This window comes from Paraburkholderia sp. BR10882 (genome assembly GCF_040948855.1).
GTDB classification, from domain to species: Bacteria; Pseudomonadota; Gammaproteobacteria; order Burkholderiales; family Burkholderiaceae; genus Paraburkholderia; species Paraburkholderia nodosa_A.
The window spans coordinates 18,466-43,496 of sequence record NZ_JBFPKP010000033.1 but is presented as its reverse complement, the minus strand read 5'-3'; the positions used below and the strand labels follow the sequence as shown (position 1 = coordinate 43,496).

At 64.0% G+C, this 25,031-nt stretch carries 16 protein-coding genes and 1 pseudogene; 6 read left to right on the top strand and 11 right to left on the bottom strand.

Translation table 11 applies throughout. The features are described from left to right. Nucleotides 1-11: 11 nt before the first annotated feature. Complete coding sequence (locus AB3X99_RS38865) at nucleotides 12-1,442, bottom strand: winged helix-turn-helix domain-containing protein (protein ID WP_368661839.1); 1,431 nt, start codon at nucleotides 1,440-1,442, stop codon at nucleotides 12-14. 349 nt (nucleotides 1,443-1,791) lie between these two features. Between AB3X99_RS38865 and AB3X99_RS38860 the strand changes: the two genes are divergently transcribed. Further along, nucleotides 1,792-2,697, top strand: coding sequence for a LysR family transcriptional regulator (locus tag AB3X99_RS38860; RefSeq protein ID WP_254316601.1), 906 nt, complete (start codon nucleotides 1,792-1,794; stop codon nucleotides 2,695-2,697). A 39-nt stretch (nucleotides 2,698-2,736) separates the two neighbouring features. Here AB3X99_RS38860 and AB3X99_RS38855 read toward each other — a convergent pair whose 3' ends face one another. From AB3X99_RS38855 to AB3X99_RS38840, 4 genes are all read right to left on the bottom strand, one after another. Then, complete coding sequence (locus AB3X99_RS38855; protein ID WP_368661833.1) at nucleotides 2,737-3,870, bottom strand: FAD-dependent monooxygenase; 1,134 nt, start codon at nucleotides 3,868-3,870, stop codon at nucleotides 2,737-2,739. A 21-nt stretch (nucleotides 3,871-3,891) separates the two neighbouring features. Further along, on the bottom strand, nucleotides 3,892-5,061 hold the full coding sequence (locus AB3X99_RS38850) for an FAD binding domain-containing protein (protein ID WP_368661832.1): 1,170 nt from the start codon (nucleotides 5,059-5,061) through the stop codon (nucleotides 3,892-3,894). Further along, nucleotides 5,058-5,699: a DsbA family oxidoreductase gene (locus AB3X99_RS38845; RefSeq protein ID WP_368661831.1), complete on the bottom strand. Its 642-nt coding sequence runs from the start codon at nucleotides 5,697-5,699 to the stop codon at nucleotides 5,058-5,060. Before AB3X99_RS38845 ends, AB3X99_RS38850 begins: the two co-directional genes overlap by 4 nt. A 121-nt stretch (nucleotides 5,700-5,820) precedes the next feature. Then, nucleotides 5,821-6,741, bottom strand: coding sequence for a helix-turn-helix transcriptional regulator (locus AB3X99_RS38840; RefSeq protein ID WP_368661830.1), 921 nt, complete (start codon nucleotides 6,739-6,741; stop codon nucleotides 5,821-5,823). A 567-nt stretch (nucleotides 6,742-7,308) separates the two neighbouring features. Here AB3X99_RS38840 and AB3X99_RS38835 point away from each other — a divergent pair. The 5 genes from AB3X99_RS38835 to AB3X99_RS38815 all read left to right on the top strand — a co-directional run bounded on the left by AB3X99_RS38835 (nucleotide 7,309) and on the right by AB3X99_RS38815 (nucleotide 15,119). Continuing rightward, a complete protein-coding gene (locus tag AB3X99_RS38835; RefSeq protein WP_368661829.1) occupies nucleotides 7,309-10,203 on the top strand; it encodes a winged helix-turn-helix domain-containing protein in 2,895 nt (964 codons plus the stop codon). Nucleotides 10,204-10,417: 214 nt separating this feature from the next. Next, complete coding sequence (locus AB3X99_RS38830; protein WP_368661828.1) at nucleotides 10,418-11,410, top strand: alpha/beta fold hydrolase; 993 nt, start codon at nucleotides 10,418-10,420, stop codon at nucleotides 11,408-11,410. 238 nt (nucleotides 11,411-11,648) lie between these two features. After that, a complete protein-coding gene (locus tag AB3X99_RS38825) occupies nucleotides 11,649-13,541 on the top strand; it encodes an amidohydrolase (protein ID WP_368661827.1) in 1,893 nt (630 codons plus the stop codon). A gap of 95 nt (nucleotides 13,542-13,636) precedes the next feature. Further along, the gene (locus tag AB3X99_RS38820; protein ID WP_368602938.1) at nucleotides 13,637-14,299 is read left to right on the top strand and encodes a phosphohydrolase; all 663 of its coding nucleotides are present in this window, start codon (nucleotides 13,637-13,639) and stop codon (nucleotides 14,297-14,299) included. Between the two features lie 154 nt (nucleotides 14,300-14,453). Further along, a complete protein-coding gene (locus tag AB3X99_RS38815) occupies nucleotides 14,454-15,119 on the top strand; it encodes a YoaK family protein (protein WP_368603058.1) in 666 nt (221 codons plus the stop codon). 24 nt (nucleotides 15,120-15,143) lie between these two features. Here the strand turns inward: AB3X99_RS38815 and AB3X99_RS38810 are convergent, their stop codons facing one another. From AB3X99_RS38810 to AB3X99_RS38785, 6 genes and pseudogenes are all read right to left on the bottom strand, one after another. After that, nucleotides 15,144-15,797, bottom strand: a complete 654-nt coding sequence (locus tag AB3X99_RS38810; protein WP_368602939.1) for a response regulator transcription factor — start codon at nucleotides 15,795-15,797, stop codon at nucleotides 15,144-15,146. Between the two features lie 58 nt (nucleotides 15,798-15,855). Beyond that, nucleotides 15,856-21,087: an AAA family ATPase gene (locus AB3X99_RS38805; RefSeq protein WP_368661826.1), complete on the bottom strand. Its 5,232-nt coding sequence runs from the start codon at nucleotides 21,085-21,087 to the stop codon at nucleotides 15,856-15,858. Between the two features lie 305 nt (nucleotides 21,088-21,392). Beyond that, the gene (locus AB3X99_RS38800; RefSeq protein WP_368661825.1) at nucleotides 21,393-22,862 is read right to left on the bottom strand and encodes a winged helix-turn-helix domain-containing protein; all 1,470 of its coding nucleotides are present in this window, start codon (nucleotides 22,860-22,862) and stop codon (nucleotides 21,393-21,395) included. Nucleotides 22,863-22,969: 107 nt separating this feature from the next. Then, on the bottom strand, nucleotides 22,970-23,449 hold the full coding sequence (locus AB3X99_RS38795; RefSeq protein WP_368661824.1) for a substrate binding domain-containing protein: 480 nt from the start codon (nucleotides 23,447-23,449) through the stop codon (nucleotides 22,970-22,972). Between the two features lie 38 nt (nucleotides 23,450-23,487). Next, nucleotides 23,488-23,808 (bottom strand): annotated as a pseudogene (locus AB3X99_RS38790) (porin); the annotation flags it as partial. Nucleotides 23,809-23,877: 69 nt separating this feature from the next. Continuing rightward, nucleotides 23,878-24,993 carry an amidohydrolase family protein gene (locus AB3X99_RS38785; protein WP_368661823.1) on the bottom strand — a complete coding sequence of 372 codons (1,116 nt, stop codon included), beginning with the start codon at nucleotides 24,991-24,993 and terminating at the stop codon, nucleotides 23,878-23,880. Nucleotides 24,994-25,031 lie beyond the last annotated feature (38 nt).

The following is a 25,031-nucleotide window of genomic DNA, read 5'->3' as shown; positions in this document are numbered from 1 at the left end:
AGGGCAGACCGTCAAGCCGGGGTGAGCACCCGGCTCTGGCTTTCTGCGAAGGGCCACGCATGATTTGCGACGATGCGCACCTTGGCGGCAGGGCCGTCTTGCTCTCTGCGCATGCGGTCGAACTTATTCTGCATGTCGGCCATTTCGCCGCATGCCGCGAGCCGCTCATGGGCGAAGATTCTCGTCAGCGCGAACATTTCGAAGCGTGTTTTCATGCCTTCTCGCCGGCGCAGCAAAAGCGACTTTTCCGCAAGCAACGCAAGCGCACGCTCCACGGACGCAGCGTCGTGCTGAGAATCGGCAGCGATCCGAACGGCTTCGCTCGCATCGAAAGCGCGTGGGAAAACAGCCAGCCGCCGCAGGACCACGCGTTCCAGATCGCAGAGCGTATTTTCGCTGCGCAGGAAATTCGCCTTTAGAGTGCGATGATGCGCGGGCAAATCCTTCATGCGCGACTCGAACTCCAGGATGCGCCGCTTGAAGTCGCCCGCGAAAGCGTCGAGTCCGACTATCGCGGCAGTTTCGGCGGCGAGTTCGATGGCGAGCGGTACGCCGTCGAGCGAATCGCATACTTTTCGCACGGCGGCCATACCGGCTTCGCTCATGTCAATGCCTCCGCTCAACGCATAAAAACGCGCGAGAAATAGCTGGACCGCTGCGCATTCGGGTGTGCGTTTCGCGTCTGCAAGCGGAGTTAAAGACGACAGCGGCGGGACGATCACGCGCGTCTCATAAGAGAGGTTCAGCGGCACGCGGCTCGTGACAAGCATGTGGATGCCGGGGCAGTCTTTCAGGACGGCGTCCACGCAGTGCGCCACCGCATCCGCCAGAAGCTCGCAGCCGTCGAGTATCAGGAGCGCCTTCTTTGCAGTGACCGCCTGCGTCAATGATGCAAGAGAATGTGCACACTGTGCCGACCCTGCAAGCGTTGCCTCTGCGATCTTCGCGACAATCTCCTTGATACACGAGACGGAATCGAGCGAAACAAGGAATACCCCGTCGCTGAAGTTTGGCAGTGCTTCGAACCCCAAAGCCACGGCCAATCGCGTCTTGCCAATGCCGCCCGCTCCCAGCAGCGTAAGAAGCCGTGTTTCGCCCACGCGCGCCGGCAGCGTCGCCACGGCGTGCTCGCGGCCCAGCACTTTGCCGGGCGTGCGGGGCAGGTTATGACGTGCTGCTTCGGTCTTTGCGCGCGAGGGTTCGCCGGTTCCGGGAGTGGCTTCGCATTGCTTCAAGCGGTAGCCACGCCTGGAAACCGTGGTGATCAGATCGCGGTCTTTCCCAAACGCGCGGCGAATGGCGGAAATGTGTACGTGCACGTTATTTTCCTCGACCACGCAATCCGACCACACCTTTTGCAGGATTTCATCCTTGGAAACGAGCTTGCCATCCGCGAGAATCAAGACTTCGAGAATGTCGAAAGCGCGTGTTCCCAGCGTCATTTCCGATCCTGCCCGATAGACCTTTCTCGCCACGAGATCGATTTCGACATTTCCGATGCGTTTCATCATTCCATCCGGTCTGGTTTGCAATGGTCTCTTCATGCACCTGCGTCCCAATCCTTATACGGGCGCGCAGTATCCGTAAGACTATCGATCTCGAAGCGAGCAGTGAATATGCATGGAATCGGTCATGAGGTTGCGCGGTGCGCAATACGATTTAAGGAACTCGTAACGGGCTCCTTAAAGTGTATTGGCCGCATTGCTCATTACACGCATTCAACAACCGCGCGGCGTTAGGGTGTAACCTCCCCGTCACAAAGTCATTGCGCAGCATGCGCGTCATGGAGCCATGGATAAACTTGTAGCCCTCAAGACCCTGCTCGAGGTCGCGGACGCCGGAGGATTCGCCAAAGCGGCAAAGCGCATGGGGGTCGCCACCTCGTCGGTGGCGCGCCTGATGGACGCCCTGGAGGCGCAACTCGGCACGGCGCTGCTCACGCGCACGCCACGCCGCGTGAGCCTGACCGACGCTGGCGCGAGCTATGTCGAGCAGGTATCCAAGGTGCTCGACGGATTGACGGAGGCTGACGAAAGCATCCTCGACAGCGGCGCGGCACCAATCGGCACGCTGCGCATCACGGTTCCCACGACCTACAACCGCGTCGTGCTCGCGCCGCACCTTGCAGCGTTTTTGCGCGAGCATCCCAATGTAGCGCTCGACATTGTCGTTGCCGATCACATGATCGATCTGGCGCTGGAGCGTATCGATATCGCCATCCGCATCGGCCTGCCTTCCGATAACCCCAATCTCATAGCGAAAAAGCTGGCGGAGAATCCACGCGTGGTAGTGGTGAGCCACGAATATCTGGAGCATTACAGCGTGCCGCTCACGCCCGCCGAACTGACCGACCATCAATGCCTGCGCATCGCGTACGGCGGCAGCTATCGCGCCCGTCAAACGTGGACGTTCATGCGAGCGGGAGAACAGGAACGAATCAACGTGCGAGGGCGGCTCGTTTCCAATAGTCTCGATATGCTGCTCGAGGCCGTGCTCGCGGGCCAGGGGCTCGCGCTATTGCCGGAATGGCAGGTCAGGGAACATATCAACGCGGGTCGACTCATGCATCTGTTCGCGGACTACCGCGTGACGCCGCACGGCGACGAGGCAGTCGCGTATGCGGCGTATCTGCCTAACCGGCGGCTCTCGCGAAAAGTGCGGGCGTTTCTCCAGTTCGTCGAGGGCCGGGTGGAATAGAGCATTGATCGACTGACGCGACTGCATCGCGCGATCACGCTATTGCGTGCTTGCGCCGAGGCCGAACGACTGCGCTAGTTGTTTGCCTCGCACGATGAGCGGGCCGAGTTCCGTGCGCCTCGCCGTTGCCCACGTTGCCAGCGCGGCTTCGACATTGTCGGCTGGGTTCAGGCCGCTCAAGGTTTGTGCAAGCGTGATCGCGTCGTCGGCCGCCTTGGAGGTGCCGGAGGCCGTGTGCGGGCGGACCGTGCATGCGGCGTCGCCCACCAGGGCGACGCGTCCCTCGGCAAACGACGGACTCAATGCGTCGAAAATCGCCTGAATGAATGGTGCCTGCGTGTGCGTCATCAATTGCTGCAAGACAGGCGGCAGCTTTTCGCGCGCGCAATCGTGCAGGTACGCCGTAGCTTCGGCGGAAAGCCCTCCGGGGCTCACGGAGGCATGGTGACGATGTCCTTCGCGATCAGTTAGATAGCGGCTTAGCGCTGCGTCGGGTTCGTTTCGATACCACAGCCAGTTGAATCGCCGTTTGCCCGGTTCGATCGCCCCATCCAGTGCGGGAATGGGAAACGTCATGAACAACGCATCCCGTTCGCGCAGGAGCGTGATGCTGTTATCCAGTTCGGCGACCAGATGTGCCGGAAGCTGCGCTTCTTCAACCACGCCGCGCCACGCGAGATAGCCCGCATACGACGATTGATAATCAGGGAAAAGCATGGCGCGCAAGCCGGAGCCTGCGCCGTCCGCCGCAACCAGCAGATCGGCGGTGACCATTTCGCGTGCGTTGATTTCGATTTCCACGCTGCCTTGCAGGTTTCGCACGTTCGTGACCGGCTCGCCATATCGAACGGCATCGGGTGGCAGCATCTCGCTCAACGAGCGATAGACCGCGTCCCACGACGAAAACGGCACGATTTCGCGGCCCTCGTCGATGAGAGAGCCATCTGAAGCCAGCCATCGCCGCCACTCGACCGGCACGGCAAGCGTCTTGCGCGTAGCATGACCGTGCTGCTCCAGAAAGCGCATCATCTGGCGTAGGACCGCAACGCCGCCACCGTGGCCGCGCATGCCGGCGGCCGTGCGCTCGAATATCGTTACGTCGTGGCCGACGCAACGCAGCGTCAGCGCGGCCGCCAAACCCGCAATCGAGCCGCCGACAATGGCAGTTTTCATGTGCGTCACCCATCCGGACGTTCAGACGCTGTGCGCGGGAATGCGCATCAACTGGTTGCCGAGCATGATGCCTCGCGTCGTCATGGCGCGGCCCACTCGCATCTGCTCCGCGTTCCAGCGCGAGAGCGCCCGGTCGAGCGCGCCTTCGCCCGTGTGCTGCGGCTGCTGCGCCGCCTCCAGTTCGCGCGCCAGGGCGTAAGCGTTGGCGGCCGCCTTGGCCGTGCTGCCGGCGGTGTGGGGGCGCGGAACCGAAGCGGCGTCGCCGGTGAGCAGCACCCGGCCGTAGCGCATCGAGTGCGTCTGCACGTCGACAATGGGCTGCATGAACGGAATGTCGGTGGCATGCACGAGCGCGCGGAACGTCGGCCCGAGCAGCGTTTGCGCTTCATCCTTCAGGCGGTCGATGTCCACTTGTTTGGCAGTCCCGGGCGGAAGCGAGAATGGCCGTTGCACGCCGTTGCGATCCACGAGCAGGTCTTGCAGTTCATCGGTGTCGTAGCGGCGGTACCAAACCCAGTTCCAGCGGCGGCGGCCGGGCTCGGTGGAGTCGTCCTCGCCCGGCACCATGTAGGCGAGCGCGGAGTGTCCCACGCCGTCCGAGAACGCGAAGCGATCGCGCAATGTGTCGGCGGCGACGGCGGCCAGGTCCGGTTCGTCGACCAGTCCGCGCCACGCGACATAGCCGGCATAGCGGGGTTTCGTGTCGGGTTCGAGCAGCGTGCGCAGCGTCGATCGAACGCCATCCGCCCCGATCAGCAGGTCGGCCGTGTGCCGATGGCCGCTTTGGAAGTACGCCGTGACGCGCTCGCCATCGTCCTCGAAGCGGGTAAAGCGCTCGCCAGCGTGCAACGTGCCGTCCGGCTGCGCGCGCTTGAGTGCCTTGTAGAGCAGGCTCCACGACGTTTGCATTTGCGGCATGTAGAAGCGGCTGACGATGCGGTCCGATTCGTCGAGGTAGATCCGGTCGCCGGAAAGCACGCCCGGCGGATGCGGCACGGGGACGTCCGCGAATTCGAAGGCATGCGTCACATCGGGCTGCAACACGACGCCGCCGCCGCGGCTTTCGAGTTCATGCGCCGAGGCCTCGTACACAGTCACGTCCCAGTTGGCCGCGCGCAGCGCCGCCGCGGTGACGAGTCCGCCCAGCGATCCGCCTACCACGACGGCGTGCGGTTGGGTATCACGGCTCATGCGAATCTCCCTTGAAGCGCCTTGGCGAAAACAACCGGTGGTTGTGCGCCGTTCACGATGAATTTGTCGACGAGTATCGTCGGGACCGAGCGAATGCCGAGTGCGTCGGCTTTCACGCGCGAGGCCTTGACGTCGATGTCGCCCGCGTCGGAGTCGAGGTAGGTGCGTGCCGCGTCGGCGTCGAAGCCCTCGCTCGCCGCGAGATCCACCAGCGTGTCGAGCTCGCCGATATCGCGGCCCTGCGCGAAGTACGCGCCGAAGATGGCGTCGTAGAGCTGTTCGGCCTGCCCAGGCGTGCCCGCGCCGAGTGCGTGATGGATCAGGCGATGGGCGAGGCGCGTATTGGGCGTGAGTTCGATGCGGCTGAAGTCGAAATGGACATCGGCCGCCACGCCTGCCGCCGTCACAGCCGCATCGAGCATGTCCGAATGGGCGAGGCTGCCGAACTTGCGCGTGCGGTAGGCGCGGCGGTTCATGCCGCCACGCGGCATTCCCGGGTTCAGTTCGAAAGGCAAAAAGATGGTGTCGTAGCGATTCTCGCAATCCGCTATCTTTGCGCCGGCCTTCAGGTTGCGATGGCCGATCCAGCACCAGGGGCATATGAAGTCGTACGCAAGTACGAGTTGTGTGCGTTCCACGAAACGTGCTCCAGACAAAAATGCGTCGTATGGAGGCTATACGGGAAGGCGTGGGAACAGAATGCCATGACCGCGCAACACCAGATTGCGTGGCGCGCAACTTACCGCGTGCGAGCAGGCCCTAGGTCCTGGCGGCGCGCCGCCACGCGCCGGGCGTCGCACCGCACATCTTGAGGAACACCCTGCTCAGGTGACTTTGATCCGAAAAGCCGCAGATCATGGCGATTTCTGCGAGCGACTTTTCCGTGGTTTCGATCAGCACGCGCGCTTCGGTAATGCGCTGTTCGAGCAACCATTGATGCGGCGTGCGACCCGTGGTTCGCGCAAACGCACGAATGAAATAGGCGCGCGAGAGATTGCACTCGCTCGCAATGTCGGCGATCGAGTTGCCGCTGTCCGAGCGCAGCAGCAGAAGCTCCTTCGCCCGGGCTTCCTGTGCGGGCGTGAGCGTCCCTTTGGACTGCGCTTCGTGATGCGCGAAGTCGCCATATTGACGCGCGAGATGGATGCCGATGCACAGGCCGACGTGGTCGACGAACAGCTTGTTCAACGGCCCGGACGTGTCGGTGGTTGCAGCCAGCGCGCTCGCAAGGTGATAGAGGACAGTGTCTTTTTTCCGCGGCGAGCAGGTGAGCCCGCGGATCACGGGGCTGCCGTGTTCGTCGGCGAGACGGGCGAGGAATTCGGGCGATAACTCGACGAGAACGAAATCGAAATCGCCGTGAAGTTCAGCGGAATACGGCTCGGAAAAATCGCGAATATAAATCGAGCTCGAATCGAAGCGACGTTCTTCGCTGCGTGCGCCGCGAAAGAGATTGCGCCGATGCCCGCCCTGCAACGCAATGCCGGCCAGAAAGCCGCGATCGCAGGCCTCGGTCGAGACGCGCTCCGCCCGGGCGTCGTCCATGCCCTTTCGGTAGATCTGGAGGTCGCCGCTGCCGATATGCAGGTCCTTGCGCAACCGGCTCGCGGTACAGCCGAGCCCGTCGCGCTTGACTGGCGCAGCGGCGCGAGACGGGCTGATTTCGTTAGCGAGCTGCATTGGGCGGATCCTCGTGCGGAATGGCTCGTACGGTGGCGCAACCGGCGTGAAGTCACCGCGCTCGCGGCATTCGCCGTAAGTCAAAAATAACTCGGGTCGATTATATCGGAACTCGCGATTGGCGTTGCGGGCGCTAAAACACGTCTGAAGATTAAAGTTTTTTAATTAGAGCAGCCACGTCAAATGCAGTCCAATAAACCGATTCGATTGGGACGGGAGGCAATCGGGAGCAGGTCAGGCCTTGTGGCGACGCAGTTCGGACCCATCTTAAGCCGGATCCATCCTGTTGATTTTTAATGTGTCTCGGAAGCCGGATAAGACGGCGTTGGAGCCGCCTTGTTCAAAAGTCATCAAATTCTGCGTCAAAACGGTGCATACGATGATTTTATCCCCTGTTTCAAGCGGGTTGGCATGCAAAGCGCGCTCGCCGCCCGGTGTGCATTTTTCTTCAAGACTCGCGCGTTACATCATGCTTACAATCCGGTCGTGTGATCTTTGATGGCAAGCTCGGCCAGGCAGAATTGGCAGTGATCGTGCCGCACCGTCCGGCGGCTCAAGGGAACGTCCATGATCAAAATTGGCGCATTGCTCGTGAATTTCGAGCAACGTGAGATTCTGCGCAACGGCTTGCCGTTGCGTATAAGCGCGCGCGCGTTCGACATTCTGGAAGTGCTCTTTCGGGCCAATGGCTCGATCGTGACCAAAGACGACATCATCGACTCGGTCTGGCCAGACCAGATCGTCGAGGAAAACCGCCTGCAAGTGCACATCGCGGCGTTGCGCAAGGCGTTGGAGGCCGATCGCGAGCTGATTAAAACTGTCACGGGCCGCGGTTATATTCTCATTCCTCAAGCGCCGCTGGCGCCGCAGGGCGCGCTCGCCTCGACTCTGCCGGGCCGCCCCACCGCGCTGGTGGGCCGCGACGCGGATGTCGAAAACGTGGTCGCGAAGCTGGCGGAGTCGGCCGTCGTCACCCTCGTTGGCGCAGGCGGCATCGGCAAGACCGCGCTGGCGATTCGCGTCGCCGAGGTCGCGCAGGCGCAGTTCGCCCATAGCGTTTGCTTCGTCGAACTGGCCTCCGCGAATGCACGCGAGTCCATGCTCGCTACGATGGCACTGGCCCTTCAGGTGAGCCCCGCCGAAGTCTTGCAGGACACGCGCGCGCTGCTCGCGAGAATGCCGCCGGAGGGCGTGCTGCTGGTGCTCGACAACGCCGAGCATGTGGTCGATGAAGTCGCGGAGCTTGTCGAAAATCTCGTCGCCCATGCGCGTTGGCTGCGCGTGCTCGTCACGAGCCGCGAGCCGCTCACCATCCGCGCGGAGACCGTCTATCGGGTCGAGCCGCTGGCCGTGCCCGCTACGGAAGATACCGTCGAAGCCATGCTCGATCATGGCGCGGTTCAGCTATTTCTTCAGCGCGCGCGTGATATCGCGCCGCGTTGCGCGGGGGACGAGGCCAGCGTCCGGGCGGTGGCGGACATCTGCCGTCAACTGGAGGGCTTGCCGCTCGCGATCGAACTTGCGGCGGCGCGCGTGGCGACGCTCGGCATCGAAGGCGTGGCGGCGCGGCTCGATGACCGGCTCGATCTCTTGAGCGGCGGCTTGCGCCTTGCGCTGCCGCGCCACCAGACCTTGCGCGCCACCTTCGACTGGAGCTATGCGCTGCTCGACGCTGAGGCAAAGGGGCTGTTCCGCAGCCTCGCGTTCTTCACCGGCACATTCGCCTTCGACGCGGTTTGCGCCGTGGCCACCGAACCCGGCGTGCCGATCGCGGCGGCCATTACGGCGCTCGGCGAACTGGCCGCGAAATCGCTGCTCACGGTCGAGTTTCATGGTGCGATCGCGCTCTACCGGCTCACGGAGTCGACGCGCGCCTATGCAATGGAAAAACTCCACGACGAAGGAGAGGTCCAGCGCGTCGCGCAGCGCCATCTGCGTTATTTGCAGCGCCAGATCGAAGATCGCTCGGCCCTCGTGCCGCATCGAAGCAAGAGCGCGCAAGCGCATTCCTCGCTCGACGCGGCGCGCAGCACGTGGGATTGGGCGTTTTCATCCGATGGCGATGCGGCACTGGGTGTGGCGCTGGCGGGCTCACTGGTGGGCACGCTGCTCGACGCCTCGCTGGTGCACGAATGCCGCGAGCGCGCCCATCGGGCGCTCGAAACGCTCGACGCGCTACCCAAGGGCGCCGTGGACGCCACCTGCGAAATGCGCGTGTGCTCCGCGTACGCGGCCGCGCTCCTGATGACGGATGGCGCGGCGGCCGACGCCGCCGCGCTCTGGCGCCGGGTGCTGGAGCGGGCCACGGGTTGCGCGGACGCCGTCTTCGAGACGCGCGCCATGTGGGGCCTGTGGAATGCAGCCATGACCGCGGGCGACATTCATGCGTCGCTGCGCTTCGCCACGCGTTTCGAGGCGCGCACGTTGCGGGGCGGTTCGGCGTGGCAAAAACTCTGCGCGAGCGCGACGCTGGCGGCATCGCTGCATTGCTTCGGCGAACACGAACAGGCGCGCGACCGGCTGGAGCGCACGCTCGCGTCGCTTGAGGTGAGCGGGCCGCAAAGCCGCGCCGACACCGACCTCGGCATCGATCCGCGCATCTTCGGCACGGGCACGCTCGCGCGCATCGCGTGGATGCAGGGGGAAACCGCGCTCGCGCTCGACCTGATCGAACGCGCGATCAACCTCGTGCGCGCGGACATGCTCGAGCCTTCGCTGTGCCATCTGCTTGCGGTCGTGGCGGTGCCCATTGCGCTGGCGTGCGGGGAGTCGGATCTCGCGGCGAGCCATCTGGCGTTGCTACGCTCGCAAGCGGCGCTCAACCGTTTCGAAGTGTGGAAAGACTACGGCGAATGCCTCGCGGGCCAGTTGGCGCTGGAGGCGGGCCGCCACGAAGAGGGGCTTTCCCGGCTCGAAGCGGGGTTGGCGAGCCTGGAGGCCCGTGGATTCCGCAGGCTGACCTCGGCCCTGACGGTTTCGTTCGCGCAAGCGTTGTTGCTGGAAGGGCGGCTCGACGAGGCGCTCGCGACAATCGACGAGGCGCAGCGGCGCACTGCCGCGGATGGCGACCACGCGTTTGAGGCCGAACTGATGCGGGCAAGCGCCCAGGTGCACCTCGCGCGTGCGCGGGCGGGTTACGCTTCAGGCGACAAGACGCGCGCGCGCCTCATCGACGCTGGGCATCGCAAGCTTGCTCAAGCGATGGCGCTTGCACGCGAGCAGGGCGCATGGCTGTTCGAACTGCGCGCGGCGCTCGATCTCGGCGAGTCGATGGTGCAGGAGGGCGCGCTTCGCGATGCCTATGCGTTGCTCGCGCCGTTCGAGCGCTTCGGCGGCGAGCAAGCGGCGCAGGGAGAACAGGGAGAAGGCCCGCGCCTGCCCGAAATGCGCAAGCTGGCCGCGCTGCGCCGCAAGCTCGACACGCCGGGGCTGCGTGACGTCGACATGGCCGACGCCATGTAGCGCGTGGGTAACACGCGCACTCGGCTTTCTGAAGAGCGGTTTCAGGATTATTCAGGTTTCACAAAAGACATGGCTTTTCCGCGTCGCTAAGCTGCGGTAGCGAAATCGGGGTGCAGACCGTTCGACGTTTCAGGGTCTGTGCGCCCATCGCTCATCAGCCTGAACGCAGTGAGCTCGCCCGGGCCTTCCGCGGCGAAGCAACGACGGAGAACACATGACTACGCAACAAATCAATACGAATACCATTCTCACCTCGCGCCGCCGCATCCTTTCCGCAGGCGCGGGCGTGGCCGGCGCCATGGCCGCCATGTCGAGCCTGCCGGCCGCGGCGGCCGCCACGACCGGGGCGCCCGCGCATGCGCACGGCACGGGCCATCATCACGGCGGCAACTATGTGAGCGCCAAGGACGGCACGCAGATCTACTTCAAGGATTGGGGCACGGGCACGCCGGTGGTGTTCTCGCACGGCTGGCCGCTGTGCGCCGACGCCTGGGACGCGCAAATGCTCTTCCTCGTGAACCAGGGCTACCGCGTGATCGCCCATGACCGCCGCGGGCACGGCCGCTCGGGCCAGCCCTCCGAGGGCAACGACATGGACACCTACGCCGACGACCTGGCCGCCGTGCTCGACGCGCTCGACGTGAAGGGCGCGATGCTCGTGGGCCATTCGACGGGCGGCGGTGAAGTTGCGCACTACATTGGCCGCCACGGTGAAAAGCGCGTGGCCAAGGCCGTGCTGATCGGCGCGGTGCCGCCGATCATGGTGAAGACGGCCAACAACCCGAACGGTCTGCCGATGTCGGTGTTCGACGGCATTCGCGCTGGCGTGGCCGCGAACCGCTCCCAGTTCTACCTCGATCTCGCCACGCCGTTCTACGGCTTCAACCGCCCGAACGCGAAGGTCTCGCAAGGTCTCGTGCAGGAATTCTGGCGCGAAGGCATGGCCGGCTCGATCAAAGGCCAGTACGAGTGCATCAAGCAATTCTCGGAAGTCGATTACACCGACGACCTGAAGAAGATCAGCGTGCCCACGCTGATCCTGCACGGCGACGACGACCAGATCGTGCCGATCGACGACTCGGCGAAGCTCTCGGCGAAGATCGTCAAGAACGCCACGCTCAAGATCTACCATGGCGCGCCGCACGGCATGTGCAGCACGCACGTCGATCAGGTCAACGCGGATCTGCTCGCCTTCCTCAAGGCCTGACGATCCTGCCTGAGAAGCAGAAGGGAAAGTGATTCAAGCCGCGCCGCCTATCCGGCGCGGCTTGAATGGCGTCGCCTCGCGCTTCGAAAAGCCGTCATAAATCTTCAGGTTTTACACAGGACTTTCAGTTGCAGATTCCATAGAGTGGGGTTCCTGCGAAGTCCTTGAAGACGCAACGATTTTTCGGATGCGATATTCGGACTGCAAAAGAACTCCCTCAAGACACAGGAGAGCGTCGATGAGCGCATCCGATCAACCTCGGCGTATTGCCGACCTGGTGATCTACAACGGCAAGATCGCGACGCAGGACGAGCGCCGCTCGTTCGCCACGGCGCTCGCGGTTGCCGACGGCAAGATCGTCGCGTCCGGCAACGAGCGCGACGTCATGCAATGGGCGCGCGACGACGCGCGCCGCATCGACCTCAACGGCCGCACCGTGATTCCCGGCCTGAATGACTCGCACTTGCATGTGATTCGCGGCGGCTTGAACTTCAACATGGAGTTGCGCTGGGACGGCGTGCCCTCGTTGCAGGACGCGCTGGAGATGCTGCGCGCGCAGGTCGCGCGCACGCCCGTGCCGCAATGGGTGCGCGTGGTGGGCGGCTGGAACGAATTCCAGTTCGCCGAAAAGCGCGGTCCCACGCTTGAAGAGGTCAATGCTATCGCGCCGGACACGCCGGTATTCATCCTGCACCTCTACGACAGCGCGCTGCTGAACGCGGCTGCGCTGCGCGCCGTCGGCTACACGCGCGACACGCCCAATCCGCCGGGCGGCGAGATCCAGCGCGACCGTCGCGGCAACCCCACCGGCATGCTGATCGCGCGACCCAATGCGGGCCTGCTGTACGCCACGCTTGCCAAGGGCCCCAAGCTGCCGATCGACGACCAGATGAATTCCTCGCGCCAGTTCATGCGCGAGTTGAACCGCCTCGGCGTGACGAGCGCGATCGACGCGGGCGGCGGCTACCAGGCCTACCCCGACGACTACGCCGTCATCATGGAACTCGCGCGCCGCGAGCAACTCACGATCCGCATCGCCTATAACCTCTTCACGCAGAACGCGAAGCGCGAGATCGAGGACTTCGCGCGCTGGGTTAAGGCCACGCGCCCAGGCGAAGGCGACGACTTCCTGAAGGTCAATGGCGCGGGCGAAATGCTGGTCTTTTCGGCCGCCGACTTCGAGGACTTCCTGGAGCCACGCCCCGATCTGCCCGAGGAGATGGAGAAGGAGCTGGAAGGCGTGGTGCGCCTGCTGGTGCAGAACCGTTGGCCGTGGCGCCTGCACGCGACCTACGACGAGTCGATCAGCCGCTTTCTCGACGTGTTCGAGCGCGTGAACGCCGACACGCCCTTCAACGGCCTGCGCTGGTTCTTCGACCATTGCGAAACGGTTTCGGACCGCAACATCGAGCGGATTGCGGCACTGGGCGGCGGCATTGCCGTGCAGCATCGCATGGCCTACCAGGGCGAGTATTTCATCGCGCGCTACGGCGCCGAAGCGGCGGCCCACACGCCGCCCGTACGCAAGATGCTGGAAGCGGGCCTGCCCGTGGGCGCGGGTACGGACGCCACGCGCGTGGCGAGCTACAACCCTTTCGTTTCGCTCTACTGGCTCATTTCGGGGCGCACGGTGGGCGGCACGCCGATGTACGCGCAGCGCGACCGGCTCGAGCGCATGGAAGCGTTGCGCCGCTACACGGTGGGAAGCGCCTGGTTCTCGAACGACGAAACCAGGAAGGGCGCACTCGTGCCGGGCCAGTTTGCCGACTTCGCCGTGCTGAGCGACGACTTCTTCACGATCGAGGAAGCGTCGATCAAGCATCTGACTTCGGTGCTGACGGTCGTGGGCGGACGCATCGTTTATGCCGCCGCGGAGTTCGACGCACTGAGCCCGCCCGCGCTGCCGGTGAGCCCGTCGTGGTCGCCCGTGGCCGAATTCGGCAGCTATGCGCGCTTCAAGCCGGCAACCGCGCTTCATGCCGCCGTGCCCGCGCAGTCGTGCAGCGATGCTTGCGTGATCCTGTGCGGCATTCACCAGCACGCGCATGGCCGGGCGTGGAGCAGCAACGCCCCGGTATCGGACCAGAACGGGTTCTGGGGCGCGCTGGGTTGCAGTTGCTTCGCGTTTTGAACGGGAGCACGCTGAGATGAAACGCATCGACGTCACTCGCGCCGCGCTTGCGTCAACCACCGAAAATAACGATCGGGACATCCGGAAGGACTTCTATGCAAACAGCGTCGTGGTGCACCGTCAGCGAAGTCGCTGGCGTGCGGATTCCGCGCACGCCCGTGGCGACCGCGGCTGTGGAAAGTGCATGGGCCACGTTGCCGCCCATTCTGCTCGGGCACGCCAACCGGGTGTTCATGTTCGCGATGCTCAGGGCGCAGCGCTCGGGCATGGAATGCGACACGGATTCGCTTTACGTCAGTGCAATGTACGCGAACATGGGCCTGAGCCCCGCGTATTCGCATTCGACGCTGCGCTATGAAATCGACAGCGCGGACGCGGCCCGGCATCTGCTGCATCACTACGGCGTGAACAGCCAGAAGCAGCATGACGCGTGGCTGGCGATCGCCCTGCATACATCGCCTGGCATTCCGGCGCGGGTGACGCCGCTTTCGGATCTGCTCGCGGCGGCGGTTCGCACGGATCTGATCGGTGCGAACCTGCATCTGTACACGGAGCACGAGCGGGCAAGCGTGCTTGCGGCGTTTCCTCGCGGGCAAGGCTACAAGCAGGAAGTCATTCGCGCCTTCGGGCGCGGCATCGCTTTTCGGCCACAGACCACCGTGGGCAATCAGTGCGCCGACGTGCTGGACCGGATCGACCCCAACTATCGCCGCATCAATTTTTGCGGGCAGATACTGGGTTCGCCCTGGCTGGAGTAGAGGATGCAGGGGCCGCGCTGTTTTTTGGAGAACGCGACATGTCGTCCATGAAATCCATCACACTCACGAGCGAATCATCGTGCAACAACGAACACTAAACACGCGAGCGCGCTTCGCGGGAAGCGTGCTCGAATCGCTTTCGGGCGAGAACGGCATGCTCGCTTTCATCGCGGGCTATGTCGACACGCTCGGCTTCGTGGCCCTCTACGGTCTTTTCACCGCACATGTCACCGGCAACTTCATCCTGATCGGTTCAGGGCTCGCGGGTGCGGGCAACGGCCTTTCGATCAAGCTGCTGGCGTTTCCGGCGTTCGTGAGCGGCATTGTTGTCGCGCGCCTGCTCGACGACACACTGCGCGAGCGCCCCGAAAGCACACGCGCGGTGGGCCTCTACCTCTTGCAGATCGCTTTCCTCGTTGCCTTCATGCTCGCAGGCTTATTCGCTGCGCCCATCACGAACGCGAATGCGCCGCTGACCATCGTTTGCGGGCTGCTGGGCGCGGCCGGCATGGGCGTGCAGAACGCCCACGCGCGGCTCGCGACGCGCAGCGTGGCCGCGAACACGGTGATGACGGGCAACGTCACGCAGGCCGTGATCGATGCATTCGATCTGCTCGCGCCCGGCACGGCGCACATTGACCGGGGCGAAGCGCGCACGCGGCTCGTGCGCACGCTGCCGCCGGTCCTCGCATTCGCGCTGGGCGCGGGCGGCGGGGCGCTGGGCTGGTTGATGGGCTCGTTCTGGGCGCTCATCTTGCCCCTCGTGCTGCTTGGGGTGCTCGCTTGCTGCGCGTCGCGAATGGGGCGCGAAAGCGCGTGACGACTGGCCGACACGCTTCAGCCTTCAATTCAGGCGCGTCCGGTCGTCCTTCACGACGATCCCCAGCCGATGCGCGAGAATGACAAGTTCTGCGAACGAACGCGCACGCATCTTGCGCATCGCACTGCTGCGGTAGACGCGCACGGTGACTTCGCTAATGCCAAGCTCGTCCGCGATCTGCTTGCTCAATTTACCGGCCGCGGCGGCGGCCATCACCTCGCGCTCGCGCTCGATCATCGCTTCGAAGCGCGCGAGCACATCGTTATCGTGCCGCTCGCGGGTCAACCTTGCGGCGTCGCGTTCCAGCGAGATCGCAATGGCGTCGAGCAGATCCTGATCGCGAAACGGCTTCGTGAGGAAGTCGATGGCGCCCGCCTTCATCGCCCGCACGCTCATGGGAATATCCGCATGACCGGTGACGAAAATCACCGGAATCGGGTCATGCTCCGATTTGAGCAGGTCTTGCAGAGCAAGCCCGCTGCTTCCCCTCAGTCGAATGTCGAGCACGAGGCAACTCGGCCCCGTGCTGCGCTTGCAAGTGAGGAAGTCCTGCACGCTCAGAAAGCCCTGTGCATCGACGCCAACGGAGCGCGCAAGCAGGCAGATGGCCTCGTTCATGACTATGTCGTCTTCGACGACATAGACCGTGAAGACTTCGCTGGCTAGCTCTTGGTTCAAGAATGTCGCTGATTTCACGATTCAACCCGGATTGCGTGGGATCCGAACAGACAGGAGGCTAACGCGCGTAACCGGGAAAGTCTTGAATGTTAATGCTGCGCGCGCGCCGGGGTGCGACATCGTGCCAGGCGATAGGCAGCGTCATGACAAACTCGGCGCCGTCCTCCACGTTAAAGGCATCGAGCGTCCCGTGATGGCTCTCGACGATGGAGCGGCAAATCGCCAGGCCCATCCCCATGCCCGACGCCTTCGTCGTATAGAGCGGATCGAATATCCGCTCGAGGACGTCTGCCGGAATTCCAGTGCCGCGATCACGCGCGGACATCACGACCTTTCCCTCACTCACTCTCGTGGAGATCGCAAGCGTGCGCGTTTCCAGCACCGTTTCGCTCATCGCCTCCACGGCGTTGGTAAACAGGTTGAGCACCACCTGCTGCAGCTGGACGCGATCCGCCTGAACGATCGCGTCGCCGGCTTCCAGTTGGGTGACGACGCGGATTTGCTGCGCTAGTGCTTCCGGTTGGAGCAGGTCCAGCACGTCGCGCACGACGTCGTCCATGCGTAGCGGCGCGAGAATCGCGGGCGCCTGCTTGGCGAGTGCGCGCAGCGCGCGAATGATTTCGACCGCACGCAAGCTCGTTCTCTTGATGTGGTCGAGGCCCGCCGCGACTTCCTCGAGATTGGGCGTGGCGCGCTGCAACCAGCGCAGGCTGGCGTCGACCGAAGTGGCGATTGCGGAGAGCGGTTGGTTCACCTCGTGGGCGATGGAGGCTGCGACGCTGCCCATGACCGTGAGATGCGAGGTGCGCGCGAGTTCGTCGCGCGCGTAGCGCAGGCTGACTTCCGCATTCAGGCGGTGCTCGCTTTCCTCGACGAGCCTTTCGTACAGGCGGGCGGTTTCGAGGGAAACCGCGACCTGCGGCGCGAGCACTTCAAGGCCGGCGACGCGGCTCGGGTCAAAGACGCCAGGCGCGAGATTGTTCTCCAGATAGACGACGCCAACGAGCGATCCGCCCCGCAACAGCGGCATGCAGAGCACCGAGCGTTGCGTGCGCCCGGCGCTAGTGCGCGCGCGCAGCGACGGCGATTCGACGCTTGCTTCCGCGAACACCAGCGTCTTTCGCGTGCGAACGACGCTATTGAGCACGGCGAGCGGCAAGGCTTCATCGTCGGGTGCCACGGATCTGAGCGTGACCGCCATGTGATTCGATTCGACGCGCGCCAACGCTTCGATTTTCGGCCCGTCGTCGTGCATGAGCAGCAAGAGGCCGTATTGCGCCCCGGCGTACACGGTGATGCCCGTCAGCAACCTCTCGACCAGGCGATCGGTCACGGCTTCGCCCGAGATTGCCTTCGCGGCTTCGACGCCGAGCTCGACAAAGGGCTGCTGCCGCACTTCGTTGCGCGGACTCGCTTCGTCGGTCGCCACGGACGCCAGTTGCGGGTGGCGTTCGCGAATACGCTCCTCGGGTAACGCCGCGCCCCAGCGGCCATAGCAGATTGCTGCCTGATGCAAATGATGGCGCGCGGAGCTCTCCAGCGCATGCGCCATGCAAAGCTCGCCCGCGAATTCGTGCGCGAGCGCCTGTTCGTGCGTGAATCCCGCTGCTTCGGCGGCTTGTGCGGACTTCTCGTAAGCGACGAGCGCGCCGAAGGCATCGCCCTGGAGCCGCGCGATTTCAGCGTCGATCAGGAGGAGCTTGTTGCGAAACGTCGCACCGTTTTGATTGGCCCAGCGCGCGAACTGCACGCGCTGCGTGCGAAGCTCGAAAAGCGCGCTGTCGTGCGAAGTGAATTGCCCGCGTGAAATTGCGAGCGCGCCATACCAGTGGCAGTCGGCCACGTTGATATGCGCGGGCACGGTCCAGGCAAGCGCCCGCGCATCGTCGAGGCGAGTGCGCGCGGCGCAATACGCTCCGGCGAATAGCTTCGCGAGGCCGTCATAAAAGTACAGGAAAAAGCGGGCGATCTGCGAAACCGCGGCGCCGGTGTGCTCGGGTCGATCCGTGCTGTCCTTCGCTCGCTGCAACCGGTGAACGAAATCGCGTTGTGCCAGCAGGACCGCTTCGATATCGCGGTACTGGATGATCGCTGTGAGTTCGAGTCCCCGTTCGACCTCTTCGTCGACGAGCGACAAATTCTCGCCCATGGCAATCAGGTCGGAAACAATGTGATTGCACGCGTAACAGGCCATGCCGATGTCGCCCGAGGCACGCCCCAGCACGCGCGCCTGCCGCGCGTGCTCGAGCGCGAAAGAGAGCGGGCGCGTCCATACGCTGACCTGATCGATGGCAACGAGCGTGGCCACGCGCTGCGCTTCGAAACCGTGCTGATCGACCAGCGTCAGCGCAGCCTGTCCATATGCGAGCCCTTCGTCAGCCGCTTCGTACATGCCTGCGAACAGGACGCCGAACCACGCGAGACCATACGGCGACTCGGGCGTCACGCCATGTTCGAGCGTGAGTTCGACCATCTTGGCGAGATGCAGGATGCCGAGCCCGTCAGTCACGAAGAACGAGGAAGTGAGCGTGGCGAGCAGGCCCATGACGATCTGAATGCGCCGGTCCTCGCAGGGTGGCAGATGGCGCACGCTCGCGATCGCGCGGCCCCGCAACGCGATCTGTACCGACTCGCACGCGGCGCGCATCTGTTCGGCCGTTGGCGAGCGGTGCAGATGTACGCCAAGCAGCGCAAGCCCGGCCAGCGCGGTGGACAAAGCGCCTTCGTAATCGGACTGGACGGTCTGCAGGACGGCCTTGAGGCGATGCACGCCGGCCCGGTCGAGAATCGCGAGCGGGTGGGCGAGCAACGCGTCGATGCGTTGTTGAGCATCCGTGAGTCTGGCCTGCGCCAGCAAACACTCGCAGTGCAGCAGTTGGGCGCCGTAAGTCAGGCCATAGTGGTTCGACCACCACTGTTCATCGACCATGCCGAGGGCCACGTTGGCATATTCCGTTGCCTGGTCCAGGGCCGCGGCGTTGCGTGCGCGCTTGCCCGCCAGGATCAATACACGAACATACGCAACCCGCGTTTCGGGGTCGAGCGCTTCTTTGGGTGCGCGCTCGATCTGACTGGCAATATCGAACGCAGACTCGGGGAGACTCGCACGCCAGTAGTCGATCATCACGGAGGCGATGCGCGCGTGATAATGCGGCTTCGTTTGCGCATCGATACGCGCGTAAGCGGATTCGAGCACGCGATCGTGCAAAAACGCGTAAGCCTCGGGTTGAGCCGCGAGCAGATTCGCATCGACGAATGGGCGCAGACGCTCATGAACGTCGCCCGGCGTGATGCCGCCAATTTGCGCGAGCAGTGCCACGTCGCATCGCATCCCGACGCAGGCGAGCCACTCGACCAGTTTCACGCTTTCCTGCGGAAATCGATCGAAGCGGCGAATCAGCAGGTCAATCACGTTGTCGGAGTAAAGGCGCTGCGCGATGCTCGCTTCGTCCCACGTCCAGGCCGCGGCTTTGACGCTGTAGCCCAGCACTTCGTCGTCGATCAGCATGCGCAGGAGCTGGCGCGAGAAGAATGGATTGCCGGCCGTTTTCGCGTGTACGGCGCGCGCCAGAGGCTCGACGCGCTCGGCCGGTTCGTTGAGCGTCGCGCCAATCAGACCGGCGAGGTCACGCTCCGAAAGCGCTTGCAGACGCACTTGCGTCACGCGCATCGTCTTGCATGCGTCGAGCTCGCGCAGCCACTGGTGCGGGCCAGGCCGCTCGACGGAGGATTCGCGGTGCGCGCAAAGAAGCAGCACGTTCGGCGGCGGTTCCGAAGAGAACGCCCTCAGAAACGCGAGGCTCGCGGGGTCGGCCCATTGAACGTCGTCGAAGAAAATGACGAGCGGCGCGCCTGGCTGTGCGAGCGCTGCGAATGTGTGCAGCAGCGCGCGCACGAGACGCGCCTGGGCGAGCGGCGCGGCCACGTCGGCAAGCGGCGCGCCGGGGCCGATGACGTGTTCGACTTCTGGTACGAGTTCGGCGATCGCTCGCCCTTGCCCCTCGAGGCGTTGAGTCCAGCGTTCGCGAACGGACTCGAGCAGGTTGTCGGCCTCGCCGAGCAGCGCCAGCGTCAAGGCGCGCACGATCTGGACGACCGGCGCGTAAGGGATGGTGGTGCGAAGCTTGTCGGCCTTGCCGGACGCGAATCGAGAGCCGAGGGGCTGCACGTCGTTGAAAAGCGATTCGACGAGCGCTGACTTTCCGCAGCCGCCGCTGCCGGAGATCAGCACGACTTCGGTCTTGCCGGTCGCGGCCACGCGCGCAAGCGCATCGTCGAGCAAGGCTTTCTCGGTTGCCCGGCCAAACAACCGGCCAGGCAGGCTGAGGAGATGAGACGATGCGCCGGCATCCACGGCCACGCGGGCTTCGCCGCCAGGCGCGCAAAGCGAGTTGCGGATGCGTTGCAAGTCCGCATAGGCGGCAGCGGCCGTGACATAGCGTTCGCGCGGGTCTTTCGCGAGCAGCCTGAGCAGGACTTCGGCGAGCGGTTCGGGCACGTCCGCGCGGCGTCGGCGCGGATGGAGAGGTTCGATTGCGAGGCGCGCGTGATACCAACCCGCCGCGCTTCGCGCGTCGATGGGCAATTCGCCGGTCAGCAGGGCGTAGAGCGCCACGCCCAGCGCATAGAGGTCTGCGCTTTTGCGATCGGCAGGGGCGTCATTGAGCGCGACTTCCGGAGCCAGATACGGCTGTGCGCTCAGGCGTTCGCGATACGCCTCAGGCGGCGCGGGATCGAATCCGGTCAGGCGGATTGCGCAGGCTTCGGCGTCGGCTTCGAGGTCGGCCTGGGCATTGGCGAGCACGATGCTGGAGAGTTTCAGATCCCCGTGGCAAAGGCCCGCTGAATGCGCTTCGCCTAGTGCGCGCGCTGCGCCCGCGGCCACGGCGAGAAACGCTTCGAGGCCGAGTTGCCGAGTGTCCAGAGAGGAGGCGAGCGTGCTGCTCGCGCCTGCCTCGTACACGATGACGAAGCGTTCGCCACCCCAGACGGACTCCACCGGCGGCAGGCCCCAAGGGAGGCTAATTCGTGCGCTGACGGCAAGTTCGCGCTTCAGGCGCTCACAGCCGATCGCCGACGTGTTCAGCGCATGGCGCGCGAGCCAATACCTGCCGTCAACGGGCTCGCGCAGCAGGCAGGTCGTGACGCCGTCGGCATGGTCGAGTTCGCGCTTCTCGCAGCGCTCGAACCAGGCGATGTCGAAGGGCACGCCAGGGAAAGCGGCGTCCTCGGCCGCGCCATTCTCAATCTGTGCGGCAACCGGGTGGGAGGGCTTGGCATGCGTGGTCATTGAATGGGCAGCTTGTTAGCTTCGCGTTCGCGGGCCGCGGATGCGCCGTCGCAAGAACCTCCTGGAGAAGTATTCAAGGAATACTGCAATAGCGTATTCCTCGCGCGTAAGCCGCAGTATGGAGGACAGGTTTCGGCATATCCAGCGATTGCCGCCTGCGTTCATAACACTTAAGGATTTTTAGCGAATGCAGGCGTTGTCGTAATGATTGAGCAAGGCGGCTCAATCATTAGCGTAGTGTTGGGGAAAATCGCCGGCGTGCTGAAATGTGGAGCAGATTAATTCAGAACCCGCTGAACCCGCCGTTAATGCGAGTACAGCTTGCTGTTCGAGTCGCGCAGTGACCGAATGTTCGCGCAATCCGGTGCAAGGGCGCTCGAAAGCGGGCTTTGCGGCGCAAGGGGAACGCGCTTCCCGGACTCGGCCAGCCGCTCGGCAGCGTAGGCGCGCACGATGGGAAAGAGCGAGTAGAGCCGGTTCGCCCCTTCGGAGTGCAAAGTCAGCAGCGATTTTGCGGCGAGCCCGTGTACGCATTCCAAAGCCGTGTCGCGCTGAATGCCGTCGACAGCGGCGACTTTGCAGGCGCTGGCCAGGTCGAATGGCGCCTCGAAAGCGGCCAGACGATGCAGCACCGCGCGTTCGGCTGCGCCAAGCTGGAGATAGCTCCATTCGATCGAAGCGCGCAGGGTGCGCTGGCGAGGATGCGCGGTTCGCGACCTGCCGGCGAGACCCAAAGCAGAACCCTGTAGCTCATGCGCGAGCGCCTGTGCGCCCAGCAACGCGGCGCGCGCAACCGCGAGTTCGAGCGCGAGCGGCAGGCCGCTCAGGCGCCGGCAAACATCGGCGATTGCCGCGAGTGTTTGCGGGTTTTGCGGAAATTCGGTTCCCGTGGCTCTCGCGCGATCGAAGAACATCGTTACGGCACCGCTGGCGAGAATGGCCGCTTCGTCCGCACCTTCATGGGGCAGTGAAAGCGGCGGTACCGTGTGAAGATATTCGCCCTTTGCGCGCAGCGGCTCGCGGCTGGTCGCGAGCAGCACCGCGTTGCGGTTCGCGGCGAGAATGCACTCGCATAGTGCGGCGACGCTCCCCACTTCACGCTCGCAATTGTCCAGCACGAGCACGATGCGCCGATCGCCAATTTCGCTCGCGATTTCCGCAATCCCGGCGCTGCCGTCGCGAAGTTCCTGCAACAGCATAGGCAGTCGTTCCGCATAACAGGAACAGCGATCGATATGGTCGGCGAAATCGACGTGGCAAAAAGCGGCGCGATTGTCCTCGGCCCACGCTTTCGCCACGGTGAGGGCAAGCCGCGTTTTACCCACGCCGCCGGGCCCGGTGACCGTGATGAGCGATTCGTGCTGAAGCCGTTCGTACAGTCGGCGCGCCTGATCTTCACGGCCGGCGAGCGCCCATGCGCGCTGGCGGTTGTCGCTATCCTGCTTCAGCACGGCCGCACCCTCAACGGTGCTCGACGCGCTTGATGGCTGCGACGAAGGGCGCACGAGCCGATAGCCTCGCCCCGAGACAGTGCGAATCCATCCTTCGCCAAGCAGCTTGCGCAGCGCCGAAATATGCACCTGAATATTATTCTCGACAACGAAGGTGGTGGGCCAGACGAGCCGCAAGATCTCGTCTTTGGTCACGATGGCGCCTTCGGCACGAATGAGCAATTCGAGAATGTCGAACGCCCGTGCGCCCAGCGCCAACGGCTGTCCATCGAGATATACCTGACGCCCCCCGAGGGAGACCGAAACTCGACCGAAAACGTACATGTTCTGCCTCCCTTCTTTAATGTTGAATGGCGCGTCGACAAAATGAACGGCGCAATGGAGTGCTCAAGTGTAAACGCGCTTCATTGCAATTTGTAGCGTGTTTCCTTCTAAATGGATAATCTCTCGACAAATCGAATGAATGCGCGAACTTTGCGCGAAAGGCGCCGGTTGGGAAGGTAGGTCGCGTAGACGAATGCCTCGCCCGAGTCGGCCGTGATCTCGCTGTCCTCGAACAGCCTCACGAGGCGACCGGCCGCGACGTCGGGCGCGACGAGCCATTTCGGCAGCAAGGCCACGCCCTGGCCGCCAACCGCGGCGCCCGCGATCATGTCGAGGTTATTGGTCACGAGTTGGCCGGTCACTATAACGGGCACGATCGCGTCGCCCGAGCGAAAATTCCAGCGTTGCCGCCGGCCCGGCTTATAGGCGAATTGCAGGCATTCCGCGCGTGCCAGGTCAGTGGGCGTTGCGGGGTGTCCATAGCGCTGCAGCCATGCCGGGCTCGCCACGAGAAAGCGCTCGCTTCTGCCGGGCGTCTTGACGATGAGACGGTCGTCGAGGTCGGGCACGCCCACACGCAGGGCCACATCTGGATGCGGATATTGTTGAACGTGTTGTCGCTGTCGCCACCGCTGCCCAGCCAGCTCCACGCAATATTCGGCCCGAGGTAATCGACCACGGCGTCATATTGACGGCCGGCCGTGAGCGTGCCCCATCTCTGGCTGGAAAGGCCCACATAGGCCTGGCGTCCGAACAGGCGGCCAATTTGGCTTGCGCCGCCGGTGTAGGGATTGAAGCCGTTTTTCAGCACGAATACGGCGCTATTGCCGCCGCCCAGGTCCTCCGTGCCGCGCAGGCCCCAGCGGGGGCTTTGATTCTGCCCGCTCAGCGCTTGCCAGGTGTGATGGCCGGATTGATTGGGCGACCACGCAATGCCCACGGAAATGAGACCGTACAGATACGCGAGCGCCCGCGCTGTGGCGGGACGCTCGCGTATTGAGGCGGGAGGGCGCGGCTAGATGCGCAGCAGTCGGGCGGCGTTGCCGCCCACGATCATGTTGCGTTCGGCGTTGTCGAGTGGAACGCGGTCGAGAAAACGCACGGGCTGTTCGTATCCCATATCGAAGCAGTAGTCGCTGCCAAGCACGAGTCGATCCACGCCGACGTTCTTGATGAGAAACTCGAGTACGGGCCCGGAATGCGAAACCGAGTCGTAGCTGAAGCGGCGCGCGTAGCTGCTGGGCTGCTGGGCGAGCTTGCGCGTTTCGGGCCGCACGTTCCACCCGGCATCGATGCGCCCCAGCAGAATCGGCAAAGCCCCGCCCGCATGTGGGAGCGTGATTTCCAGCGTGGGATAGCGGTCCATCACGCCGCCGAGAATCAGATGCGACGCGGCAATGGCGGTGTCGAAAGGATTGCCGAGCAGATTGCTCAGGTAGTAGTCGGCCAGGCGGCTCCCGCCGACGGTTTGTTGGGGATGCAGAAAGACCGGCAACCCCATCTGCGCGATGCGGGCGAAAATCGGATCGAAGCGGGGATCGTCGAGATCGCGATTGTCGATGTTCGTGCCCATATACACGCCGCGCACGCCCGGCAACGCCGCTGCGCGATCGAGTTCGTCGAGCGCGTCGTGCGCGTCCAGCATCGGCAGCGTGGCCAGCACGACGAATCGTGTGGGGTGTGCGCGATAGACGTCCGACGCGGCCGCGTTCCACGTTTTCGCCAATCGCGCATTGAACGCGCGGTCGCCCCAGTACGCCATGGGGACGCTCAGGGAGAGCGCCTGAACGTCTACGCCACTTGCGTCCATGTCCCGCAGGCGTTGGTCGACGTTGATGAACTTCATCGGCAACGGACCCAGGCCGCCGGCCGGTGTCTTGAAGGTGAACGAGTGCCCGTCGCATACGAAACTGCCGCCGTATTTCGAGCCTTCCTTACCCACGAGGTCGCAGTACGATTCGGGGTAATAGTGCGCATGAACATCGATCGAACGCTGGGTGATGGGCGCCGCCACGGCTTGCGCCGCCTGCGCGGGTTTGGCGCTCACGCCGAGTGCGGCTCCCCCGGCAACCGCGCCCAGTGCGCCGAGCAAACGGCGGCGAGCCGGAGAAATACAGCACGTGCAATCCATACGCTGTCTCCTTCTGTTTTTATGTTGAGAGTGTCTTG